The following is a 16055-nucleotide window of genomic DNA, read 5'->3' as shown; positions in this document are numbered from 1 at the left end:
TTGCCCAAAGGGGTGCCCGCATTATCTGCCATTCTGTTTCGCGTCCCGGGCCGGGATACCAAGGGGCTCTGCTATGCTGCTAACGCTCCGAGCGGGCCTGTTTCACTGGCAAAATCCCGTGTCGGCTTCCTGCGTCGGCTACTCTCCAGATCATTGCGAAGGCATTCGTTGGCAAGCTTGTCCGTTACCGTCATTACCCATAACGAAGCCCACAACATCGAGGCCTGTCTTCGCTCCGTGAGCTTCGCCGACCAGGTGGTGGTGCTGGACTCAGGCAGCACCGACGACACGGTAGAGATGGCCCGCTCGCTGCGCGCCGAGGTCAGCGTCAGCCCCGACTGGAAGGGTTTCGGCATCCAGAAGAACCGCGCTCTCGCGCTGGCTACCTCGGACTGGGTGTTATCGCTGGATGCCGACGAACGGGTGACGCCTGAGCTTCAGGTGGAAATCCTGGCCTGCCTCAAGGCTCCGGCTTTCGACGTTTACGCATTTCCCCGGTTGTCCAGCTATTGCGGGCAGTACATGCGCCATTCGGGTTGGTATCCCGACCGGGTGACGCGTTTGTTTCGCCGCAATGCCGCCCGTTTCAGCGACGATCTTGTGCACGAGAAGGTCATCTTCCAGGGGCAGCAAGGCCAGTTGCAGTCGCACCTGCTGCACGAGAGCTTTCGCAGCTTTGAAGCCGTTCTCGACAAGGCAAACCGCTATTCCACGGCAGGCGCCCAAAGCCTGCTGAGCCGGGGCAAGACCGCATCGGTAGGAAAGGCGATCGGGCATGGCCTTTGGGCCTTTATCCGCACTTATTTTTTGCGGCTGGGTTTCCTGGACGGAAAGATGGGCCTCGTTCTGGCCATCTCCAACGCGGAAGGCACTTATTACCGGTACCTCAAGTTGTGGCTGCTGCAGCGCGACGGCAAAGGAGCGCCGGGCGCGCAATGAAAATCAGCTTTGTCGTCCTGACCTACAACCGCACCGATGCCTTGCTGGCCGTGTTGCGGTCGCTGGCCACGCAGTGCGATGAACGCCACGAAGTGCTGGTGGCCGATGACGGCTCGCGGCCGGAGCAGGTGCAGATGCTGCTCGACCAATGCCCTGCGTTCAAATGCCCGGCTCGCCACATCTGGCACCCGGATGTGGGCTTTACAGCGGCGCGGGCCCGCAACCTCGGAGCCGCCCAGGCCACGGGCGATTACCTGGTTTTTCTGGACGGGGACTGCGTGCCTAACAAGTCTTTTGTGGCGCAGCACACGCGGCTGGCCGAAAAAGGCTGTTTTTTGAACGGGAGTCGGGTGCTTATCAGTGAACGTCTGACAGAGCGTGTAGTCAATGGCGCTATCGACTTGCCAAGCCGTCCTGTATCGTTCTGGATGCGTGCGCGGCTGACCGGGGACAGCAACAAATTATTGCACCTTGTCCCCTGGCCGCGGCGTTTATTCAGGGTAAAACAGGACTTTGACTGGCATGGCATACGCAGCTGCAACTTTGGCGTCTGGCGCACGGACTTTGTTCATGTCAATGGATTCGACGAAACCTTCCAGGGATGGGGGCATGAAGATGCCGACCTCGTGCTCAGGCTTCACCATCTGGGCATCCACCGGAAAAATGGTTTCATGGGCACCGAAGTCTTTCACCTCTGGCACCGCGAAAACCCGCGCGACCAGGAGTCCATCAATAAAAACAGGGTGCTTGAGCGCATGAAAACCAATGTGGTCCTGGCCGAAAAAGGCCTCCGTGAACTTGATCCCTCCTCTGGCACCATTTCAGCCGTCAAAATAACTCCCTTGAACGGATCCAAATCTCCCTTATGAGCATTGCACCTTTTCTTCGCCGCCGCACACTTGTCACCCTCCTGACAGCGGGCTCCTTACCCGTTTTACCCGCCTTCGCGCAATTTCGCGTCGAGGTCTCCGGCGTTGGCCTGACCCAATTGCCCATCGCCGTCGCCGCATTCCGCGGGGATGCACAGGCGCCACAAAAAATCGGCAGCATCGTGCGCGCCGACCTCGAGCGCAGCGGTATGTTCCGCCCGGTTGACACCACCGGCATCAATGCAGACGAAAACACCCGCCCGGACCTTGCCGTCTGGCGGCAAAAGGGCGCCGATTCCATGGTGACCGGCAGCGTGACACTGCTGGCCGACGGCCGCTACGACGTGCGCCTTCGTCTCTGGGATATCGTGCGGGGGCAGGACCTCGGCGGGCAGAGTTATACGGTGGGCGCCGCGGACTTGCGCCTGTCCGCGCACCGCATCTCCGACTTTGTTTATGAAAAGCTCACCGGCGAGAAAGGCATTTTCTCGACGCGCATTGCTTATGTCACCAAGGCGGCGCAAAAATACAACCTCTGGGTGGCCGACTCCGATGGGGAGGGCGCCCAGTCTGCCCTGACCAGCCCCGAACCCATTATTTCGCCCGCGTGGTCGCCCAACGGCGCCCAACTGGCCTATGTTTCTTTTGAATCCCGCAAACCCGTCATTTATTCGCACGACGTGGCGAGCGGCAAGCGGCGCCTGCTGGCAAACTTCCGGGGGTCGAACAGCGCGCCGGCGTGGTCGCCGGACGGCAAACAACTGGTGGCGACGCTCAGCCGTGACGGCGGCTCACAGCTGTACGCCATAGGCCTGAACGGGGGCGAGCCGAAGCGGCTGACCCAGTCTTCCAGCATCGACACTGAGCCGGCTTTTTCGCCGGACGGGCGTTATATCTATTTCGTCAGCGACCGTGGCGGCGCGCCGCAGATCTACCGCATGAGCCCCGGCGGCGGAAATGCCGACAGGGTGACCTTTACCGGGAGCTACAACATCTCGCCGGCAGTCAGCCCGGATGGACGATGGCTGGCCTATGTTTCACGCGTAGGCGGCGCCTTCAAGCTGCATGTGATGGAACTTGCCAGCGGAACCGTCACTCCAATCACCGACACCACGGCCGACGAAAGCCCCAGTTTTGCGCCCAACAGCCGCCTGATCGTGTACGCCACCCAGCAGCAGGGCCGGGAAGCGCTGATGACCACGACGCTGGACGGCAAGATCAAGGCCAAGCTATCCGGCGCCAGCGGCGATATCCGGGAGCCCGATTGGGGCCCCTTCCAGCGTTAAGCATCATTTTTAATTCAGCTTGGTTTTAATTTTTGTAGAGGTACTTCATGAAGCGCACCATTTATTCGATCATTTCCTCCGTCGTCCTGGCGGCCACGCTGACGGCCTGCGGCTCCGGCGTCAAACTCAATGACGTCCCCGTCGAAGACCGCACCGGCACGACCCAGCAAAGCGGCAGCGACACAACGGGCTCAACCGGCAGTGGCGTGACCCAGGTGCAAGTTCAGGGCACTGACGCTTCGCTCGCCGGCCCGGCCAACACCACCAAAGTCATCTACTTCGACTTTGACAGCTATGTGGTCAAGCCCGAGTTCCAGGGCGCCATCGAAGCCCATGCCAAGTACCTGACCGCCAACAAGGCCCGCAAGATGGCCATCGAAGGCCACACTGACGAACGCGGCGGCCGCGAATACAACCTGGCCCTGGGCCAAAAACGCGCTGAAGCCGTTCGCCGCGCACTCGGCTTGCTGGGTGTGGCAGATGCCCAGGTGGAAGCCGTGAGCTTCGGCAAGGAAAAACCGGCAGTCGCCGGCTCCGACGAAGAAGCCATGGCGAAGAACCGCCGCGCTGAACTCAACTACCGTTAAGCAGGGCGCTCACCGTGAACATGTTCCGGATTGCCGCGACGGTCGCGGCCGGCATGCTGGCGTTCAGTGCACACGCCGGCCTGTTTGAAGACGACGAGGCCCGCAAGGCGATTCTCGATTTGCGGCAGAAGGTCGACAGCTCGCAGCAGCGCATGGCTGATGACGTGCGAAAGACCAATGAAGACAACGCCCAGCTGCGCCGCAGCCTGCTGGACCTGTCCAACCAGATCGAAGCCTTGCGCAATGAACTTGCCACCTTGCGCGGACAGAATGAAAACCTGACGCGCAACGTTGTCGAGATGCAGCGCACCCAAAAGGACCTGACGACAGGCGTGGACGAGCGACTGCGCAAGTTCGAGCCGGGCAAGGTCAACGTGGACGGCAAGGAATTTGTGGCCGAGCCTGCTGAAAAGCAGGAATTCGAAACCGCGCTGGCTACCCTTCGCAAGGGCGACTTTGCGGCCGCGCAGACCAGCTTCCTGGCCTTCATGAAGCGCTACCCGCAAACCGGCTACAAGGCTTCAGCCTTGTTCTGGCTGGGCAATGCGCAGTACGCCTTGCGTAATTACCGCGATGCCGTGACCAATTTCCGATCGCTCGTCACGGCCGAACCCGATCACATGCGCGCACCTGAGGCGATGCTGTCGCTGGCCAATTGCCAGATAGAGCTCAAGGACACCAAGTCGGCCCGCAAGACGCTGGAGGACCTGGTCAAGGCCTATCCCCAGGCAGAAGCGGCGGCAGTGGCAAAGGACCGTCTTTCCAAGCTGAAGTGATCCGTACCCGGGCGGGCCATTCGGCACGCCCCGGGGCGCAGCAACCATTCCGCCCTAAAATTGGGCGATGGATATCCCCGCACTCAACAGTCTCACGGCCCAGGTTCTCTGGGCCGGTTTCATTCTTTCGATGATTTTTGGTGCGATTGCCCAGCGCACGCACTTCTGCACCATGGGCGCTGTCAGCGACATTGTGAACATGGGCGACTGGACCCGCATGCGCATGTGGGGCATGGCGATTGGTGTTGCCATGATCGGGTTTTTCACCATGGCGGCAGCCGGTGTGATCGATCCCGCCAAGACACTTTATGCCTCCAATCGCTTTATCTGGCTTTCAGCGCTGGTGGGCGGCGCCATGTTCGGTTTCGGCATGGTGCTGGCTTCGGGTTGCGGCAGCAAGACGCTGGTGCGCATAGGCGGCGGCAGCCTGAAATCCGTTGTGGTCTTTGCCGTGATGGGTATCGCGGCCTTTGCCACGCTCAAAGGCATTACTGCGGTGGTTCGTGTGGCAACTGTCGACAAGGTCGCCATCGATTTCACGGCCAACGCAACCTTGCCGAATTGGGTTGCCGGTGCTATCGGCATTTCGCCCGCAGCGGCTGGCATCGGCCTGGCGATCCTGATCGGGCTGGGCCTGATCGTCTGGGCTTTGTTTGGCGAAGATTTCCGGCGCTTTGACAACCTGCTGGCCGGTTTGGGCATAGGCGCCGTCGTGGCCGCCATGTGGTGGGTCAGCGGAAGGCTGGGTTATGTGGCCGAGCATCCTGAAACCCTGCAGGAGGCGTTTCTCGCCACCAACTCCGGCCGGGCTGAGGCGCTGAGTTTTGTCTCGCCGGTCGCCTATACGGTGGACTGGCTGATGTTTTTCAGTGACAAGAGCAAAGTCCTTACGCTGGGCATTGTGTCCGTGTTCGGCGTGATTGCCGGCTCGGCCGTTTATGCCGGGCTTTCGCGCAATTTCCGCTGGGAAGGCTTTCGCGACGCGGAAGACACTGCCAATCACCTGGTGGGCGCCACACTGATGGGTGTGGGCGGTGTCTGCGCCATGGGTTGCACCGTGGGGCAGGGCCTGTCCGGTATCTCGACCTTGAGCTTGACCAGCTTTGTGGCGCTGGCCGCCATCCTGGCCGGTTGCGTGGCGGGCTTGAAGTACCAGGTCTGGCGGCTTGAGCGCTCGGCCTGACGCAAGGTCTTTGCAGGCTTCCCATGGCATCCATCATCGAAGAACTCCCCGCCGACCTGGAGCGCCGCTTCGGCGGCCTGGCACGCCTTTATGGCGCGGCAGGCGCACAGCGGATTCGCCAGGCGCACATCGTGGTGGTGGGTTTGGGCGGCGTGGGCTCCTGGGCGGCTGAGGCCGCGGCCCGGAGCGGCGTAGCCCGCCTGACCCTGATCGACCTTGACCACATCGCCGAATCCAACATCAACCGGCAAGTCCATGCCCTGGACAGCACGCTGGGGCAGGCCAAGGTGCAGGCGATGCGTGAACGCATTGCGCAAATTCATCCGGAGTGCCGTGTCGACGGCATCGAGGAGTTTGTCGATGCTGCCAACTGGCCGGGCATTCTGGGCCTTGAAGCAGGGTTTGACCGCAAGCAGCTTGCCGTGATCGATGCCTGCGACCAGGTCAAAGCCAAGACAGCCATGGCGGCCTGGGCGATCGCCAACAAGGTGAATCTGGTCAGCGTGGGCGCAGCCGGCGGCAAGCGGCTCGCGCACCGCGTCGACATCGACGACCTCGCGCTGGTCACGCATGACCCCTTGCTGGCGCAATTGCGTTACAGGCTGCGCAAAGAGCACGGCGCCGCGCGCAAAGGCAAGATAGGCGTGGCCTGCGTATTCAGCCGCGAGGCCGTGTTGCAGCCCAACGCGGCCGACCAAAGCGACGGTAGCCTGAACTGCCACGGCTATGGATCGGTCGTGAGCGTGACCTCAACCTTCGGCCTGTGCGCGGCCGGCTGGGCGCTGGACAAAATTGCCGCTTGAGATTTTGCGGAGTACAAAAAAACCACGCTATAATTCAAGGCTTTGCTACTCTTGAAGTGGTAAAAACCGGAATGTATCGCAAGGGAAACCCTGTGATATAAATCGGGACCATAGCTCAGTTGGTAGAGCAGCGGACTTTTAATCCGTTTGTCGTGGGTTCGACCCCCGCTGGTCCCACCAAAATTTTCGGGTTCTTAGCTCAGTTGGTAGAGCAGCGGACTCTTAATCCGTAGGTCGACAGTTCGAATCTGTCAGAACCCACCAAGTACATCAAGGACTTAGCCGTAAGGCTAAGTCCTTTTGTCTTTCCGGGCGCGTTTGAAGCATCAGGGGAAACCTGCCCGACGTTTCAGCTGTCTGGTGTTATCTTGGGCCCACTACCAAATCAGGAGCGTGGGCCATGAAGCTGCAAGCACTTATCCTCTCCGCAGCAGCGGTCGTCGTCTCAAATGCTGCCTGGTCTCAGGCAGCGCCCATGTCCCAGCAAGAAACCGACGCAATCGTTTCGAAGTTCCAGGCGGCTTACGCCGATACCTTCAATCGCCGGGATGCAGGCGCCATGGCCTCACTTCTGACAGAGAACGCCACTTTGCAAAATGAATGGGGCGATGTCACACAAGGGCGCGGCAAGATTGAATCCTTGGTCACGCGCCTGATGGCCGGCCTGCCGGCGGGGACACGGCTTGAGGACACGGCGCTGGTGTCGCAGGCTATCAGCGCAGACACCATCGTCAGCCAGGGTGTGTCGCGCCGCATTGTTCCCGGCACGGAGCCTGGCCAGATGTTTTTCAGCCGTGTGCTGGTGCTCAAAGACGGGCAATGGCGCCTGGCGGCCACGCAGATCGCCCGGCCATCTACGGTACCCAAGCCGGCTGCCGCCCCTTAAGCGGCCTGAAACCCATCCACTCCTCAGGCCGAATATCCGAGTGCCGGTAGTTCAAGCTGCGCTTGCCTGGCCACCCGTATGCAGTCTTTCATGTGCTCTTCACCCAGGTAGCGAATAGCGGCATAACCCACCGCAGCAGAGACCACCTGGCCCGCCAGCGGTACGTACTTGGCGAGTTGCTTTGTGGTTAGGCGAACGCCGATTTTGGTGGCGGCTTTGATGACCAGGTCACGGCTGATGAACTTGCCGATGAGCACGGAACCCACCATGGTGACGGCCTTCTGAACCTGGTCGCGCTTTTTGGGCTCGAGCTTGTCCAGTTGCTGCGGCGTAAGGCCGAATTCCTTGTTGATCTCGGGAATGAGCTTGGACAGCATCGCCGCGTCCACCATCCAGTCAAGGCCGGGCACCGGCACGGCGCTGGCCGCCGCTGCCACCATGGCGCGCTTGTTCAACAGCTTGCGGCTGCGTTTGACGGCGGCCGCAAGGGCCGCGTCGTCAGAAGCCATTTGCAGTGCGGTCGGCATGGCGATGCTCTCTTCAGCGGCGCGAGATCAGCTGCTTTTCTTGGTGATCAGCCCGTAAATCACGAGCAGGACGATGGCGCCGACGATGGAGGCAATCCAGCCCACTACGTCGCCTTCTTTGTAAAAACCGGTGGCAATGCCCGCGTACTTTGCGGCAAAGGCGCCCGCGATACCGAGCACGGTGGTCATGATGAAGCCCAGGCTGTCATTGCCGGGCTTTAAGGCGCGGGCAATCAGGCCAACAATCAAACCGACAACAATGGTTCCGAGGATGGATAGCATGCTGCGAAGCTCCCTGCAAGTAAGGTGGCTGTGAGTGGCGGGAAGCTGAACCATCCCTTGCCGGGTGACCGGGGCCGGATGGGGCAGCCTCACATGCACTTTATACCGCAGCGGTCTCGATCTGCTCGGTCAGTTCAAGCCACCGTTCTTCCAGCATGTCTATTTCGCCTTCGATGGCTTTGAGGCGCTTGCCGGTCTGGGCGATCTCCGCTGGCGCGGTGGTGGTGGTCAACAGGGCCTGCAGGCTATCGCGCTCGGTGGTGAGCGCCTTCATGCGCTGGTCGATCTTTTCGACTTCCTTGCGCAAGGGCTTGGTGGCTTCGGCCTGCTGCTGGCGCCGCTGCGCGTCGAGTTTGCGCTGCTCGGGCGTTTCACGCGGCACGGGCTTCTTCTCTTCAGCTGCGGTTACCGGTGCGGCTGACTTGGCCGCGGCAGCCGGCGCTGCGTTACCCGACTTCTTGGCCTCCTCGCGCTGGCGCTTGGCTTCATCGAGCAGGTAGCGCTGGTAGTCGTCAAGGTCGCCGTCAAAAGGCGCCACGCCACCGCGCGAGACCATCCAGAACTCGTCGCAGACGGCACGCAGCAAGGCCCGGTCATGGCTGACCAGCATCACCGTGCCTTCAAACTCGTTGAGCGCCATCGACAGCGCCTCGCGCGTGGCCAGGTCCAGGTGGTTGGTCGGCTCATCGAGCAGCAACAGGTTGGGGCGCTGCCAGACGATCATGCACAGCACCAGGCGGGCTTTTTCGCCACCGCTCATGCTGCCCACAGCCTGCTTGACCATGTCGCCGCCGAAATTGAACATGCCCAGAAAGCTGCGCAAGTCCTGCTCGCGCGTCTGCTGGCCGCTGATCTTGCCGGCGGCGGTGACTTCTTTCACCAGGCGGATCATGTGCTCCAGCGGCGTGTCGGCCGGGCGCAGCACGTCGAGTTCCTGCTGCGCGAAGTAGCCGATGTTCAGGCCCTTGCCTTCGGTCATGTCGCCGCTAATGGGCGCCAGCGCACGCGCCACAGTTTTAACGAGCGTCGATTTACCCTGGCCGTTGGCGCCCAGAATGCCGATGCGCTGACCGGCCAGCACCGATTTGCTGACGTTCTGCACAATGACCGTGGGTGGCGTGCCTTCGGGTGCATCCTCAGGCGGCGGGTAGCCGAAGAAGGCGTTTTGCATCGATAGCATGGGGTTGGGCAGGTTGGCCGGTTCCTTGAACTCAAAGGTGAAATCGGCTTCCGCGAGCAGCGGGGCGATTTTCTCCATGCGGTCCAGCGCCTTCACACGGCTTTGCGCCTGCTTGGCCTTGCTGGCCTTGGCCTTGAAGCGTGCGATGAACTTTTGCAGGTGGGCGATCTTGTCTTGCTGCTTGGCAAACGCGGTTTGTTGCAGCGCCATCTGCTCGGAGCGCAGGTCTTCAAATTTGCTGTAGTTGCCGCCGTAGCGGGTCAGCTTGGCGCTTTCGATGTGTACCGTCACGTCGGTCACGGCGTCGAGGAATTCGCGGTCATGGCTGATGACCAGCATGGTGCCCTGGTATTTTTTCAGCCAGGCTTCCAGCCAGACCAGTGCGTCCAGGTCCAAATGGTTGGTGGGTTCGTCCAGCAGCAGCAGGTCAGACGGGCACATCAGCGCGCGCGCCAGTTGCAGGCGCATGCGCCAGCCGCCTGAGAAGCTGTTGACGGGGTTGTCCAGCTCGCTGACCTTAAAGCCCAGCCCCAGGATCAGCGCCTGGGCCCTGGCCTGCGCGTCATGCGCGCCGGAGTCGTACAGCGCCATGTAGGCGTGCGCCATGCGGTCGCCGTCGCCGCTGGCTTCAGAGGCGGCCACCTCGGCCTGCGCCGCCAGCAGCACCACGTCGCCTTCGACCACGAAGGCGGTCGCGCTCTGGTCGGTCTCAGGCATGTCCTGCGCCACCTGCGCCATGCTCCATTGCGCTGGAATCGAAAAATCGCCGCCGTCTTCGTGCAGGGAGCCGTTAAGCATCGCAAACAGCGACGATTTGCCCGCGCCATTGCGGCCCACCAGCCCGATTTTTTCGCCCGGGTTGAGGGTGACAGACGCGCTGTCCAGAATCACTTTGGCGCCGCGGCGCAGCACGACGTTTTTGAGGGTAATCATTAAATAACAGCTTCAGGAAAATGAATCGGGCAGCGCGGCAGGCGCTTTAACCCTTGTGGGCAAGAGCCGCGCCGGCAGTTCAGCGCTGCGGGGCCCCGGCGATTGGCCTCAGGCCAGTTGTTCGCGTGTGAGCAGTAAAACCTGGTCGGCACCCGAGCTGGTTTCGAACCACAGCGGTTCAAGCGCCGGGAAGGCACGCTCGAAATTCTCGCGCTCGTTGCCGATTTCCAGCACCAGCACCGCATTTTCGCTCATATGGCGCGCGGCGTTTTGAAAAAGGTCTCGAATGAAGTCCATGCCGTCGGTGCCGCCGTCCCGGTTGCCGTCCAGCGCCAGGCCGGGTTCGGCGCGGAACTCGGCCGGGAGCGCCGCCATGCTGGCCGCGTTTACGTAGGGCGGGTTGCACAAAATCAGGTCATACAGGCCCGGGCAGGCCGCCAGTCCGTCGGACTCGATCAAGGTGATACGGCTGTCCAGGTGATGGCGGTCTACGTTGATGCGGGCCACCTCCAAAGCGTCCAGGCTGATATCGGCGGCGTCCACCACCACATCGGGGTAGGTGATGGCGGCCAGCACGGCCAGGCTGCCGTTGCCGGTGCACAGGTCAAGCACCCGCTGGGTGTGCTCGCCCAGCCAGGGGTCTATGCTCGCGTCGGCCAGCAGCTCCGCGATAAGCGAGCGCGGAATGATCACGCGCTCGTCCACGTAAAAAGGCAGGCCCATCAGCCAGGCTTCGTTCGTCAGATAGGCGGCTGGTTTGCGGGTGCTGATACGTGTGTCCAGCAGCGCGGCAACCTGCGCCTGTTCTTCGTTGGTCACCGGCCGGGTTTCAACCGAATCAAGGTCGTCCAGCGGCAAACCCAGCTTCCACAGCACCAGCCAGGCCGCTTCGTCAAAAGCGTTGGTTGTGCCTTGCCCGAAGCCGTCTGAATAACTTAGTCCTGCAGCATCCAGCTTGGCGGCGGATTCTTCGACCAGCGCCAGCACCGTCATGGGGGTTGAGGATGTGGCGTTCCTCATGCCGCCAGCCGTTCCAGCACGCCCTTGTAGATGTTCTTGAGCGGGTCCAGCGAACTCACTAGCACGTGTTCGTTGATCTTGTGGATGGTGGCATTGATAGGGCCGAACTCAATCACCTGCGGGCAGATCTTGGCGATAAAACGGCCGTCGCTGGTGCCGCCGGTGGTCGAGAGCTCGGTTTGCAGGCCGGTTTCGGCCTGGATCGCGCCGCTGACGGCGTCGACCAGGGTGCCTGGCGTAGTCAAAAAGGGCAGGCCGCCCAGGGTCCATTTCAGGTCGTACTCGAGCTGGTGCCGGCTGAGCACTGCCTGCAAACGCTGCTGCAGGCTTTCAGGGGTGGATTCGGTGCAGAAACGGAAGTTGAAGTCCACCACCAGTTCGCCCGGAATGACATTGGAGGCGCCAGTGCCGCCATGGATGTTGGACACCTGCCAGCTGGTGGCCGGGAAGAACGCATTGCCCTTGTCCCACTCGGTCGCTACCAGTTCGGCCAGCGCCGGTGCAAACAGGTGGATGGGGTTTTTGGCCAGGTGCGGATAGGCGATGTGGCCCTGCACGCCCTTGATGGTGAGCTTGCCGCTCATGGTGCCGCGGCGCCCGTTTTTGATCATGTCGCCCAGCTTGTCGACTGAGGTGGGTTCGCCCACGATGCAGTAGTCCAGCACTTCGCCGCGCGCCTTGAGCTGCTCACACACCATGACTGTGCCGTCCACGGCCGGGCCTTCCTCATCGCTGGTGACCAGAAAGGCAATCGACAGGGCCGGGTCCGGGTTGGCCGCGATGAATTCCTCCACTGCGACGACCATGGCCGCGATGGAGGTTTTCATGTCGGCGGTGCCGCGCCCGTACATCTTTCCGTCACGGTGGCTGGGTGTGAAGGGGTGGCTGTGCCATTGGTCAAGCGGGCCGGTGGGCACGACGTCGGTGTGGCCGGCGAAGACAAGTGTCTTGGCCGGGGTTTTGGCGGACGCCGGTTTGCCCGCGCGCTTGGCCCAGAGATTGGTCACACGAAAGCTCTCAGGGCCGCTGACGATGGTTTCGCACTCAAAGCCCAGTGGCGCCAGCCGCGCAATCAGCATGGCCTGGCAGTCGGCATCGTCGGGCGTGACGGAGGGGCGCGAAATAAGCTGTTCAGCGAGATGCAGGGTTCGGGACATGTTCAGGTTCAAGTCGGCCCGAAAACGAGCGCGGCCGTGTTTTTAGTGTTTCACGTCCAGCGTGATCTCGGTGAAGGATGGTTCGTCATCCGGATCCTCTTCGGGCTCCAGAGTCTTGGCCTTGACGGCGAAGTCGTTCTCCAGCCGCCACATCAGGTTGGTCGGCGAATCGGCGTACAAAATGCCTTCCTTGCGCGTGACGGTGCCGGCCACGATCAGCTTGGCAATATCCTGCTCAAAGGTCTGCGAGCCTTCGGCCATGGATTTTTCCATCGCTTCCTTCACGCCGGAGAAGTCGCCCTTTTCAATCAGCTCGGAAATCAGCTTGGTATTGAGCATGACCTCGACCGCCGGCGTGCGGCCGCCGTCTTGCGTGCGCAGCAGGCGCTGCGAGACGATGGCCTTGAGGGCCGCGCCCAGGTCGCCCAGCATGGTGCTACGCACTTCCACCGGGTAAAAGCTCAGGATACGGTTGAGTGCCTGGTAGCTGTTGTTGGCGTGCATGGTGGCCAGGCACAGGTGGCCCGACTGCGCATAGGCAATTGCGGCTGACATGGTTTCGCGGTCACGGATTTCGCCGATCAGGATCACGTCGGGCGCCTGGCGCAACGCGTTTTTCAGCGCCACTTGCAGGGACTGCGTGTCGCTGCCGACCTCGCGCTGGTTGACCACCGACTTCTTGTTGGTGAACAAGAACTCGACCGGGTCTTCAATCGTGAGGATGTGGCCCAGTGTGGTTTCATTGCGGTGGTCCATCATCGCGGCCAGCGTGGTGCTTTTGCCGGCGCCGGTGGAGCCCACCATCAACAGCAGCCCGCGCTTTTCCATGATCAGGTCCGCCAGGATGGGCGGCACATTCAGGCTTTGCAGGGGCGGGATTTCGTTGGGGATATAGCGGATCACCGCGGCATAGGTGCTGCGCTGCTTGAAGGCGCTGATCCGGAAGTTGCCCAGGCCGGCGATGGGTAGCGCCATGTTGAGCTCACCCATTTCTTCCATCTCTTCGATGCGCTCGGGCGGCAGCACTTCGGCCAGCAGGTTGCGCGGCGCATCCGGCGGCAGGATTTGCGCATTGATGGGAATCGCCTGGCCGTTGATCTTGATCAGGGCGGGGGAGTGCGCCGACAGGTAAACGTCCGACGCTTTCTTGTCCGCCATCAAGCGAAGGATTCTTTCCATCGTGCTCATAGTCCACCCTCTTGATTGAAATGAAATACAACGTCCGCCACTAAGCTTACGGCTCCTCGCCAGCAGGGGCCGCGGAACCGGCTTTGCCGGGCCGCAGGCGCAGCGGCCCCCTCGGGGGGCAGCGAACTACGCGAAGCGAGAAGCGTGGGGGTCATGTCTAGTCGCGCAGCAAATCGTTCAGGCTGGTCGTCGAACGGGTTTTCGCATCCACCCGCTTCACGATCACCGCGCAGTACATGCTGTACTTGCCGCCGGCCTTGGGCAGGTTACCCGACACCACCACGGAACCCGCAGGGATACGGCCATAGCTGACGGTGTCGGCTTCGCGGTCATAAATCGGCGTGCTCTGGCCGATGTAGACGCCCATGGAGATCACCGAGTTTTCTTCGACGATCACGCCTTCGACCACTTCAGAGCGTGCGCCGATAAAGCAGTTGTCTTCAATGATGGTGGGGTTGGCCTGCAAAGGCTCCAGCACGCCGCCCAGGCCCACGCCGCCGGAGAGGTGCACGTTGTTGCCGACCTGGGCGCAACTGCCCACGGTGGCCCAGGTGTCGACCATGGTGCCTTCGCCGACCCAGGCGCCGATGTTGACGTAGCTGGGCATCAGGATGGCGCCCTTGGCGATAAAGCTGCCGCGGCGTGCCACGGCGGGCGGCACAACACGCACGCCGGTGGCGCGCATTTCGGCTTCGCTCAGGTGTGCAAACTTGGTTTTGACCTTGTCGAAAAAGCCCAGGTCGCCGGCGCGCATGAGTTCGTTGTCCTGCAGGCGAAAGCTCAGCAGCACGGCTTTCTTGATCCATTGGTGCGTCGTCCACACACCCACGCTTTCGCGGGTGGCCACGCGCAGGGTGCCGTTGTTCAGCTGCGAAATCGTTTGCTCGACGGCTTCCAGAATGTCCTTGGGCGCCGACTTGGGCGACAGGTTGGCGCGGTCTTCCCAGGCGGCGTCAATGGTTTGCTGGAGCGCTTGCAGGTTGGTTTGGGTCATGAGAATGGTTTTTTCAGTGAACTTTGGATTGGATGAACTGGACGATGCGCTCTGCGGCCTCCACGCATTCGGCGGTTTCTGCCACCAGTGCCATGCGGATTCTGCCGGCGCCGGGATTGTGCCCCTGCGCATCGCGTGCCAGGTAACTGCCCGGCAACACCACGACATTGTAAAGAGCGAGCAGCTCGCGTGAGAACGCGGTGTCCGAGCCCTTGAAGACTTCAGGAATTGCCGCCCACAGGTAGAAGCCTGCGTCGGGTAGTGCAACGTCCATCACGACGGACAGCATGGGGGTGACCTTGGCAAATTTTTCGCGGTACATCGCGCGGTTGTCCACCACGTGCTGCTCGTCGCCCCAGGCCGCGGTGCTGGCCGCCTGCACGATAGGGCTCATGGCGCTGCCGTGGTAGGTGCGGTAGAGCAAAAACGGTTTGATCAGCGCCGCGTCACCGGCCACAAAGCCGCTGCGCAGGCCGGGCACATTGCTGCGTTTGGACAGGCTGGTCAGGGAAATCAGGTTTTTGAAGTCATGCCGGCCCAGTTGCGAAGCCGCTTGCAAGCCGCCCAGCGGCGCCTCGTCGCGGAAGTAAATCTCGCTGTAGCACTCGTCCGAGGCAATCACAAAGCCGTAGCGGTCGCTGAGCTCGAACAGCAGCTTCCATTCGGCCAGATTCATCACCGCGCCTGTCGGGTTGCCGGGTGAGCAGACAAACACCAGCTGGGTTTTGGCCCAAACCTCGGCCGGCACGGCCGCCCAGTCGATGCCGAAGTTGCGCGCGGGCACGCTGGGCGCAAACCAGGTCTGGGCGCCGGCCAGCAGGGCCGCGCCCTCATAAATTTGATAGAAGGGGTTGGGGCAGACCACGGTGGCGCCAGGTTTGCTGGCGTCCAGCACGGTCTGCGCCAGCGAAAACAGCGCCTCGCGTGAGCCATTGACCGGCAGGATCTGCGTGGCCGGGTCCAGCTTCAGGCTGTAACGGCGGGCCAGCCAGTCGGCCATTGCCTGGCGCAATTTGGGCTCGCCCAGCGTGCCCGGGTAGCTGGCCAGCCCGCTCAGGCTGGCCGTCAGGGCGTCTTTGACGAGTTGCGGCGTGGCGTGGCGCGGCTCGCCGATGCCCAGGCTGATGGGTTTGTAGGCCGGGTTGGGGGTGATATCGGCGTGCAACTGGCGCAGCCGCTCAAAAGGATAGGGCTGAAGGCGTGAAAGCAGGGGATTCATACCTGGATTATCCAGCCTTGCCCGCAGGCCCTCCGGCCCCAGCGGCCTGTACCACCCCGATTGCCACTAAATTGATAGCAATAAACCAACGTACGGCATGGGCGAAGTGCCAATTTCGTAGAGAGCTTTCGGTCGAGTCAGCTTTGAGGGAAATTTTTGATGCAATTCGCGCATTTCGGCGTGACGGCCGGGCTGGAAGCAAAGTGTTTCACGCCGGGCCCGTCAA

General features: G+C 61.8%; 16 protein-coding genes and 2 tRNA genes. 10 read left to right on the top strand and 8 right to left on the bottom strand.

Annotated features, from left to right (window positions below):
• Nucleotides 1-168: 168 nt before the first annotated feature.
• The 10 genes from BM408_RS05305 to BM408_RS05260 all read left to right on the top strand — a co-directional run bounded on the left by BM408_RS05305 (nucleotide 169) and on the right by BM408_RS05260 (nucleotide 7329).
• Nucleotides 169-939: a glycosyltransferase family 2 protein gene (locus tag BM408_RS05305; protein ID WP_092127678.1), complete on the top strand. Its 771-nt coding sequence runs from the start codon at nucleotides 169-171 to the stop codon at nucleotides 937-939.
• A complete protein-coding gene (locus tag BM408_RS05300; protein ID WP_092127676.1) occupies nucleotides 936-1808 on the top strand; it encodes a glycosyltransferase family 2 protein in 873 nt (290 codons plus the stop codon). The genes BM408_RS05305 and BM408_RS05300 overlap by 4 nt, the downstream gene beginning before the upstream one ends.
• Complete coding sequence (gene tolB, locus BM408_RS05295; RefSeq protein WP_092127674.1) at nucleotides 1805-3094, top strand: Tol-Pal system beta propeller repeat protein TolB; 1290 nt, start codon at nucleotides 1805-1807, stop codon at nucleotides 3092-3094. The genes BM408_RS05300 and tolB overlap by 4 nt, the downstream gene beginning before the upstream one ends.
• 47 nt (nucleotides 3095-3141) lie before the next feature.
• The gene (gene pal / locus BM408_RS05290) at nucleotides 3142-3681 is read left to right on the top strand and encodes a peptidoglycan-associated lipoprotein Pal (protein WP_092127672.1); all 540 of its coding nucleotides are present in this window, start codon (nucleotides 3142-3144) and stop codon (nucleotides 3679-3681) included.
• 20 nt (nucleotides 3682-3701) lie between these two features.
• The gene (gene ybgF, locus BM408_RS05285) at nucleotides 3702-4457 is read left to right on the top strand and encodes a tol-pal system protein YbgF (protein ID WP_092127670.1); all 756 of its coding nucleotides are present in this window, start codon (nucleotides 3702-3704) and stop codon (nucleotides 4455-4457) included.
• Nucleotides 4458-4524: 67 nt separating this feature from the next.
• Nucleotides 4525-5640 (top strand): YeeE/YedE family protein, encoded by a 1116-nt coding sequence (locus tag BM408_RS05280; RefSeq protein WP_092127668.1) that lies wholly within the window; start codon nucleotides 4525-4527, stop codon nucleotides 5638-5640.
• Between the two features lie 23 nt (nucleotides 5641-5663).
• Nucleotides 5664-6443: a tRNA threonylcarbamoyladenosine dehydratase gene (locus tag BM408_RS05275; RefSeq protein WP_092127666.1), complete on the top strand. Its 780-nt coding sequence runs from the start codon at nucleotides 5664-5666 to the stop codon at nucleotides 6441-6443.
• 104 nt (nucleotides 6444-6547) lie between these two features.
• Nucleotides 6548-6623 (top strand) — tRNA-Lys (locus BM408_RS05270).
• An 8-nt stretch (nucleotides 6624-6631) separates the two neighbouring features.
• Nucleotides 6632-6707, top strand: a tRNA-Lys gene (locus BM408_RS05265).
• 211 nt (nucleotides 6708-6918) lie between these two features.
• Nucleotides 6919-7329: a YybH family protein gene (locus BM408_RS05260; protein ID WP_175541695.1), complete on the top strand. Its 411-nt coding sequence runs from the start codon at nucleotides 6919-6921 to the stop codon at nucleotides 7327-7329.
• Between the two features lie 23 nt (nucleotides 7330-7352).
• Here the strand turns inward: BM408_RS05260 and BM408_RS05255 are convergent, their stop codons facing one another.
• The 8 genes from BM408_RS05255 to dapC form a co-directional block, all read right to left on the bottom strand.
• Nucleotides 7353-7856 carry a hypothetical protein gene (locus BM408_RS05255; RefSeq protein WP_092127662.1) on the bottom strand — a complete coding sequence of 168 codons (504 nt, stop codon included), beginning with the start codon at nucleotides 7854-7856 and terminating at the stop codon, nucleotides 7353-7355.
• Between the two features lie 27 nt (nucleotides 7857-7883).
• Nucleotides 7884-8138: a GlsB/YeaQ/YmgE family stress response membrane protein gene (locus tag BM408_RS05250; protein WP_092127660.1), complete on the bottom strand. Its 255-nt coding sequence runs from the start codon at nucleotides 8136-8138 to the stop codon at nucleotides 7884-7886.
• Nucleotides 8139-8238: 100 nt separating this feature from the next.
• Nucleotides 8239-10251, bottom strand: coding sequence for an ABC-F family ATP-binding cassette domain-containing protein (locus BM408_RS05245; RefSeq protein WP_092127658.1), 2013 nt, complete (start codon nucleotides 10249-10251; stop codon nucleotides 8239-8241).
• 108 nt (nucleotides 10252-10359) lie between these two features.
• Nucleotides 10360-11271, bottom strand: a complete 912-nt coding sequence (prmB, locus tag BM408_RS05240) for a 50S ribosomal protein L3 N(5)-glutamine methyltransferase (protein WP_175541694.1) — start codon at nucleotides 11269-11271, stop codon at nucleotides 10360-10362.
• Nucleotides 11268-12428 carry a succinyl-diaminopimelate desuccinylase gene (gene dapE / locus BM408_RS05235; RefSeq protein ID WP_092127654.1) on the bottom strand — a complete coding sequence of 387 codons (1161 nt, stop codon included), beginning with the start codon at nucleotides 12426-12428 and terminating at the stop codon, nucleotides 11268-11270. Before dapE ends, prmB begins: the two co-directional genes overlap by 4 nt.
• Before the next feature lie 42 nt (nucleotides 12429-12470).
• A complete protein-coding gene (locus BM408_RS05230; protein ID WP_092127652.1) occupies nucleotides 12471-13616 on the bottom strand; it encodes a PilT/PilU family type 4a pilus ATPase in 1146 nt (381 codons plus the stop codon).
• A 157-nt stretch (nucleotides 13617-13773) separates the two neighbouring features.
• A complete protein-coding gene (dapD, locus tag BM408_RS05225) occupies nucleotides 13774-14610 on the bottom strand; it encodes a 2,3,4,5-tetrahydropyridine-2,6-dicarboxylate N-succinyltransferase (protein WP_092127650.1) in 837 nt (278 codons plus the stop codon).
• 13 nt (nucleotides 14611-14623) lie between these two features.
• Complete coding sequence (gene dapC, locus BM408_RS05220; protein ID WP_092127648.1) at nucleotides 14624-15829, bottom strand: succinyldiaminopimelate transaminase; 1206 nt, start codon at nucleotides 15827-15829, stop codon at nucleotides 14624-14626.
• Nucleotides 15830-16055: the final 226 nt, after the last annotated feature.

Origin of the sequence: Polaromonas sp. YR568 (assembly GCF_900116715.1) — a bacterium.
In the GTDB taxonomy this organism is placed as follows: Bacteria; Pseudomonadota; Gammaproteobacteria; order Burkholderiales; family Burkholderiaceae_C; genus Polaromonas.
The sequence above is the reverse complement of the archived record's forward strand: the minus strand, read 5'-3'. Positions and strand labels throughout refer to the sequence as shown.

Bases quoted from the DNA above. Each gene is read 5' to 3' on its own strand.
- BM408_RS05300 (WP_092127676.1), top strand. From the start codon at position 936: ATGAAAATCAGCTTTGTCGTCCTGACCTACAACCGCACCGATGCCTTG.
- tolB (WP_092127674.1), top strand. From the start codon at position 1,805: ATGAGCATTGCACCTTTTCTTCGCCGCCGCACACTTGTCACCCTCCTG.
- pal (WP_092127672.1), top strand. From the start codon at position 3,142: ATGAAGCGCACCATTTATTCGATCATTTCCTCCGTCGTCCTGGCGGCC.
- ybgF (WP_092127670.1), top strand. From the start codon at position 3,702: ATGTTCCGGATTGCCGCGACGGTCGCGGCCGGCATGCTGGCGTTCAGT.
- BM408_RS05280 (WP_092127668.1), top strand. From the start codon at position 4,525: ATGGATATCCCCGCACTCAACAGTCTCACGGCCCAGGTTCTCTGGGCC.
- BM408_RS05275 (WP_092127666.1), top strand. From the start codon at position 5,664: ATGGCATCCATCATCGAAGAACTCCCCGCCGACCTGGAGCGCCGCTTC.
- BM408_RS05260 (WP_175541695.1), top strand. From the start codon at position 6,919: ATGTCCCAGCAAGAAACCGACGCAATCGTTTCGAAGTTCCAGGCGGCT.
- BM408_RS05255 (WP_092127662.1), bottom strand. From the start codon at position 7,856: ATGCCGACCGCACTGCAAATGGCTTCTGACGACGCGGCCCTTGCGGCC.
- BM408_RS05250 (WP_092127660.1), bottom strand. From the start codon at position 8,138: ATGCTATCCATCCTCGGAACCATTGTTGTCGGTTTGATTGTTGGCCTG.
- BM408_RS05245 (WP_092127658.1), bottom strand. From the start codon at position 10,251: ATGATTACCCTCAAAAACGTCGTGCTGCGCCGCGGCGCCAAAGTGATT.
- prmB (WP_175541694.1), bottom strand. From the start codon at position 11,271: ATGAGGAACGCCACATCCTCAACCCCCATGACGGTGCTGGCGCTGGTC.
- dapE (WP_092127654.1), bottom strand. From the start codon at position 12,428: ATGTCCCGAACCCTGCATCTCGCTGAACAGCTTATTTCGCGCCCCTCC.
- BM408_RS05230 (WP_092127652.1), bottom strand. From the start codon at position 13,616: ATGAGCACGATGGAAAGAATCCTTCGCTTGATGGCGGACAAGAAAGCG.
- dapD (WP_092127650.1), bottom strand. From the start codon at position 14,610: ATGACCCAAACCAACCTGCAAGCGCTCCAGCAAACCATTGACGCCGCC.
- dapC (WP_092127648.1), bottom strand. From the start codon at position 15,829: ATGAATCCCCTGCTTTCACGCCTTCAGCCCTATCCTTTTGAGCGGCTG.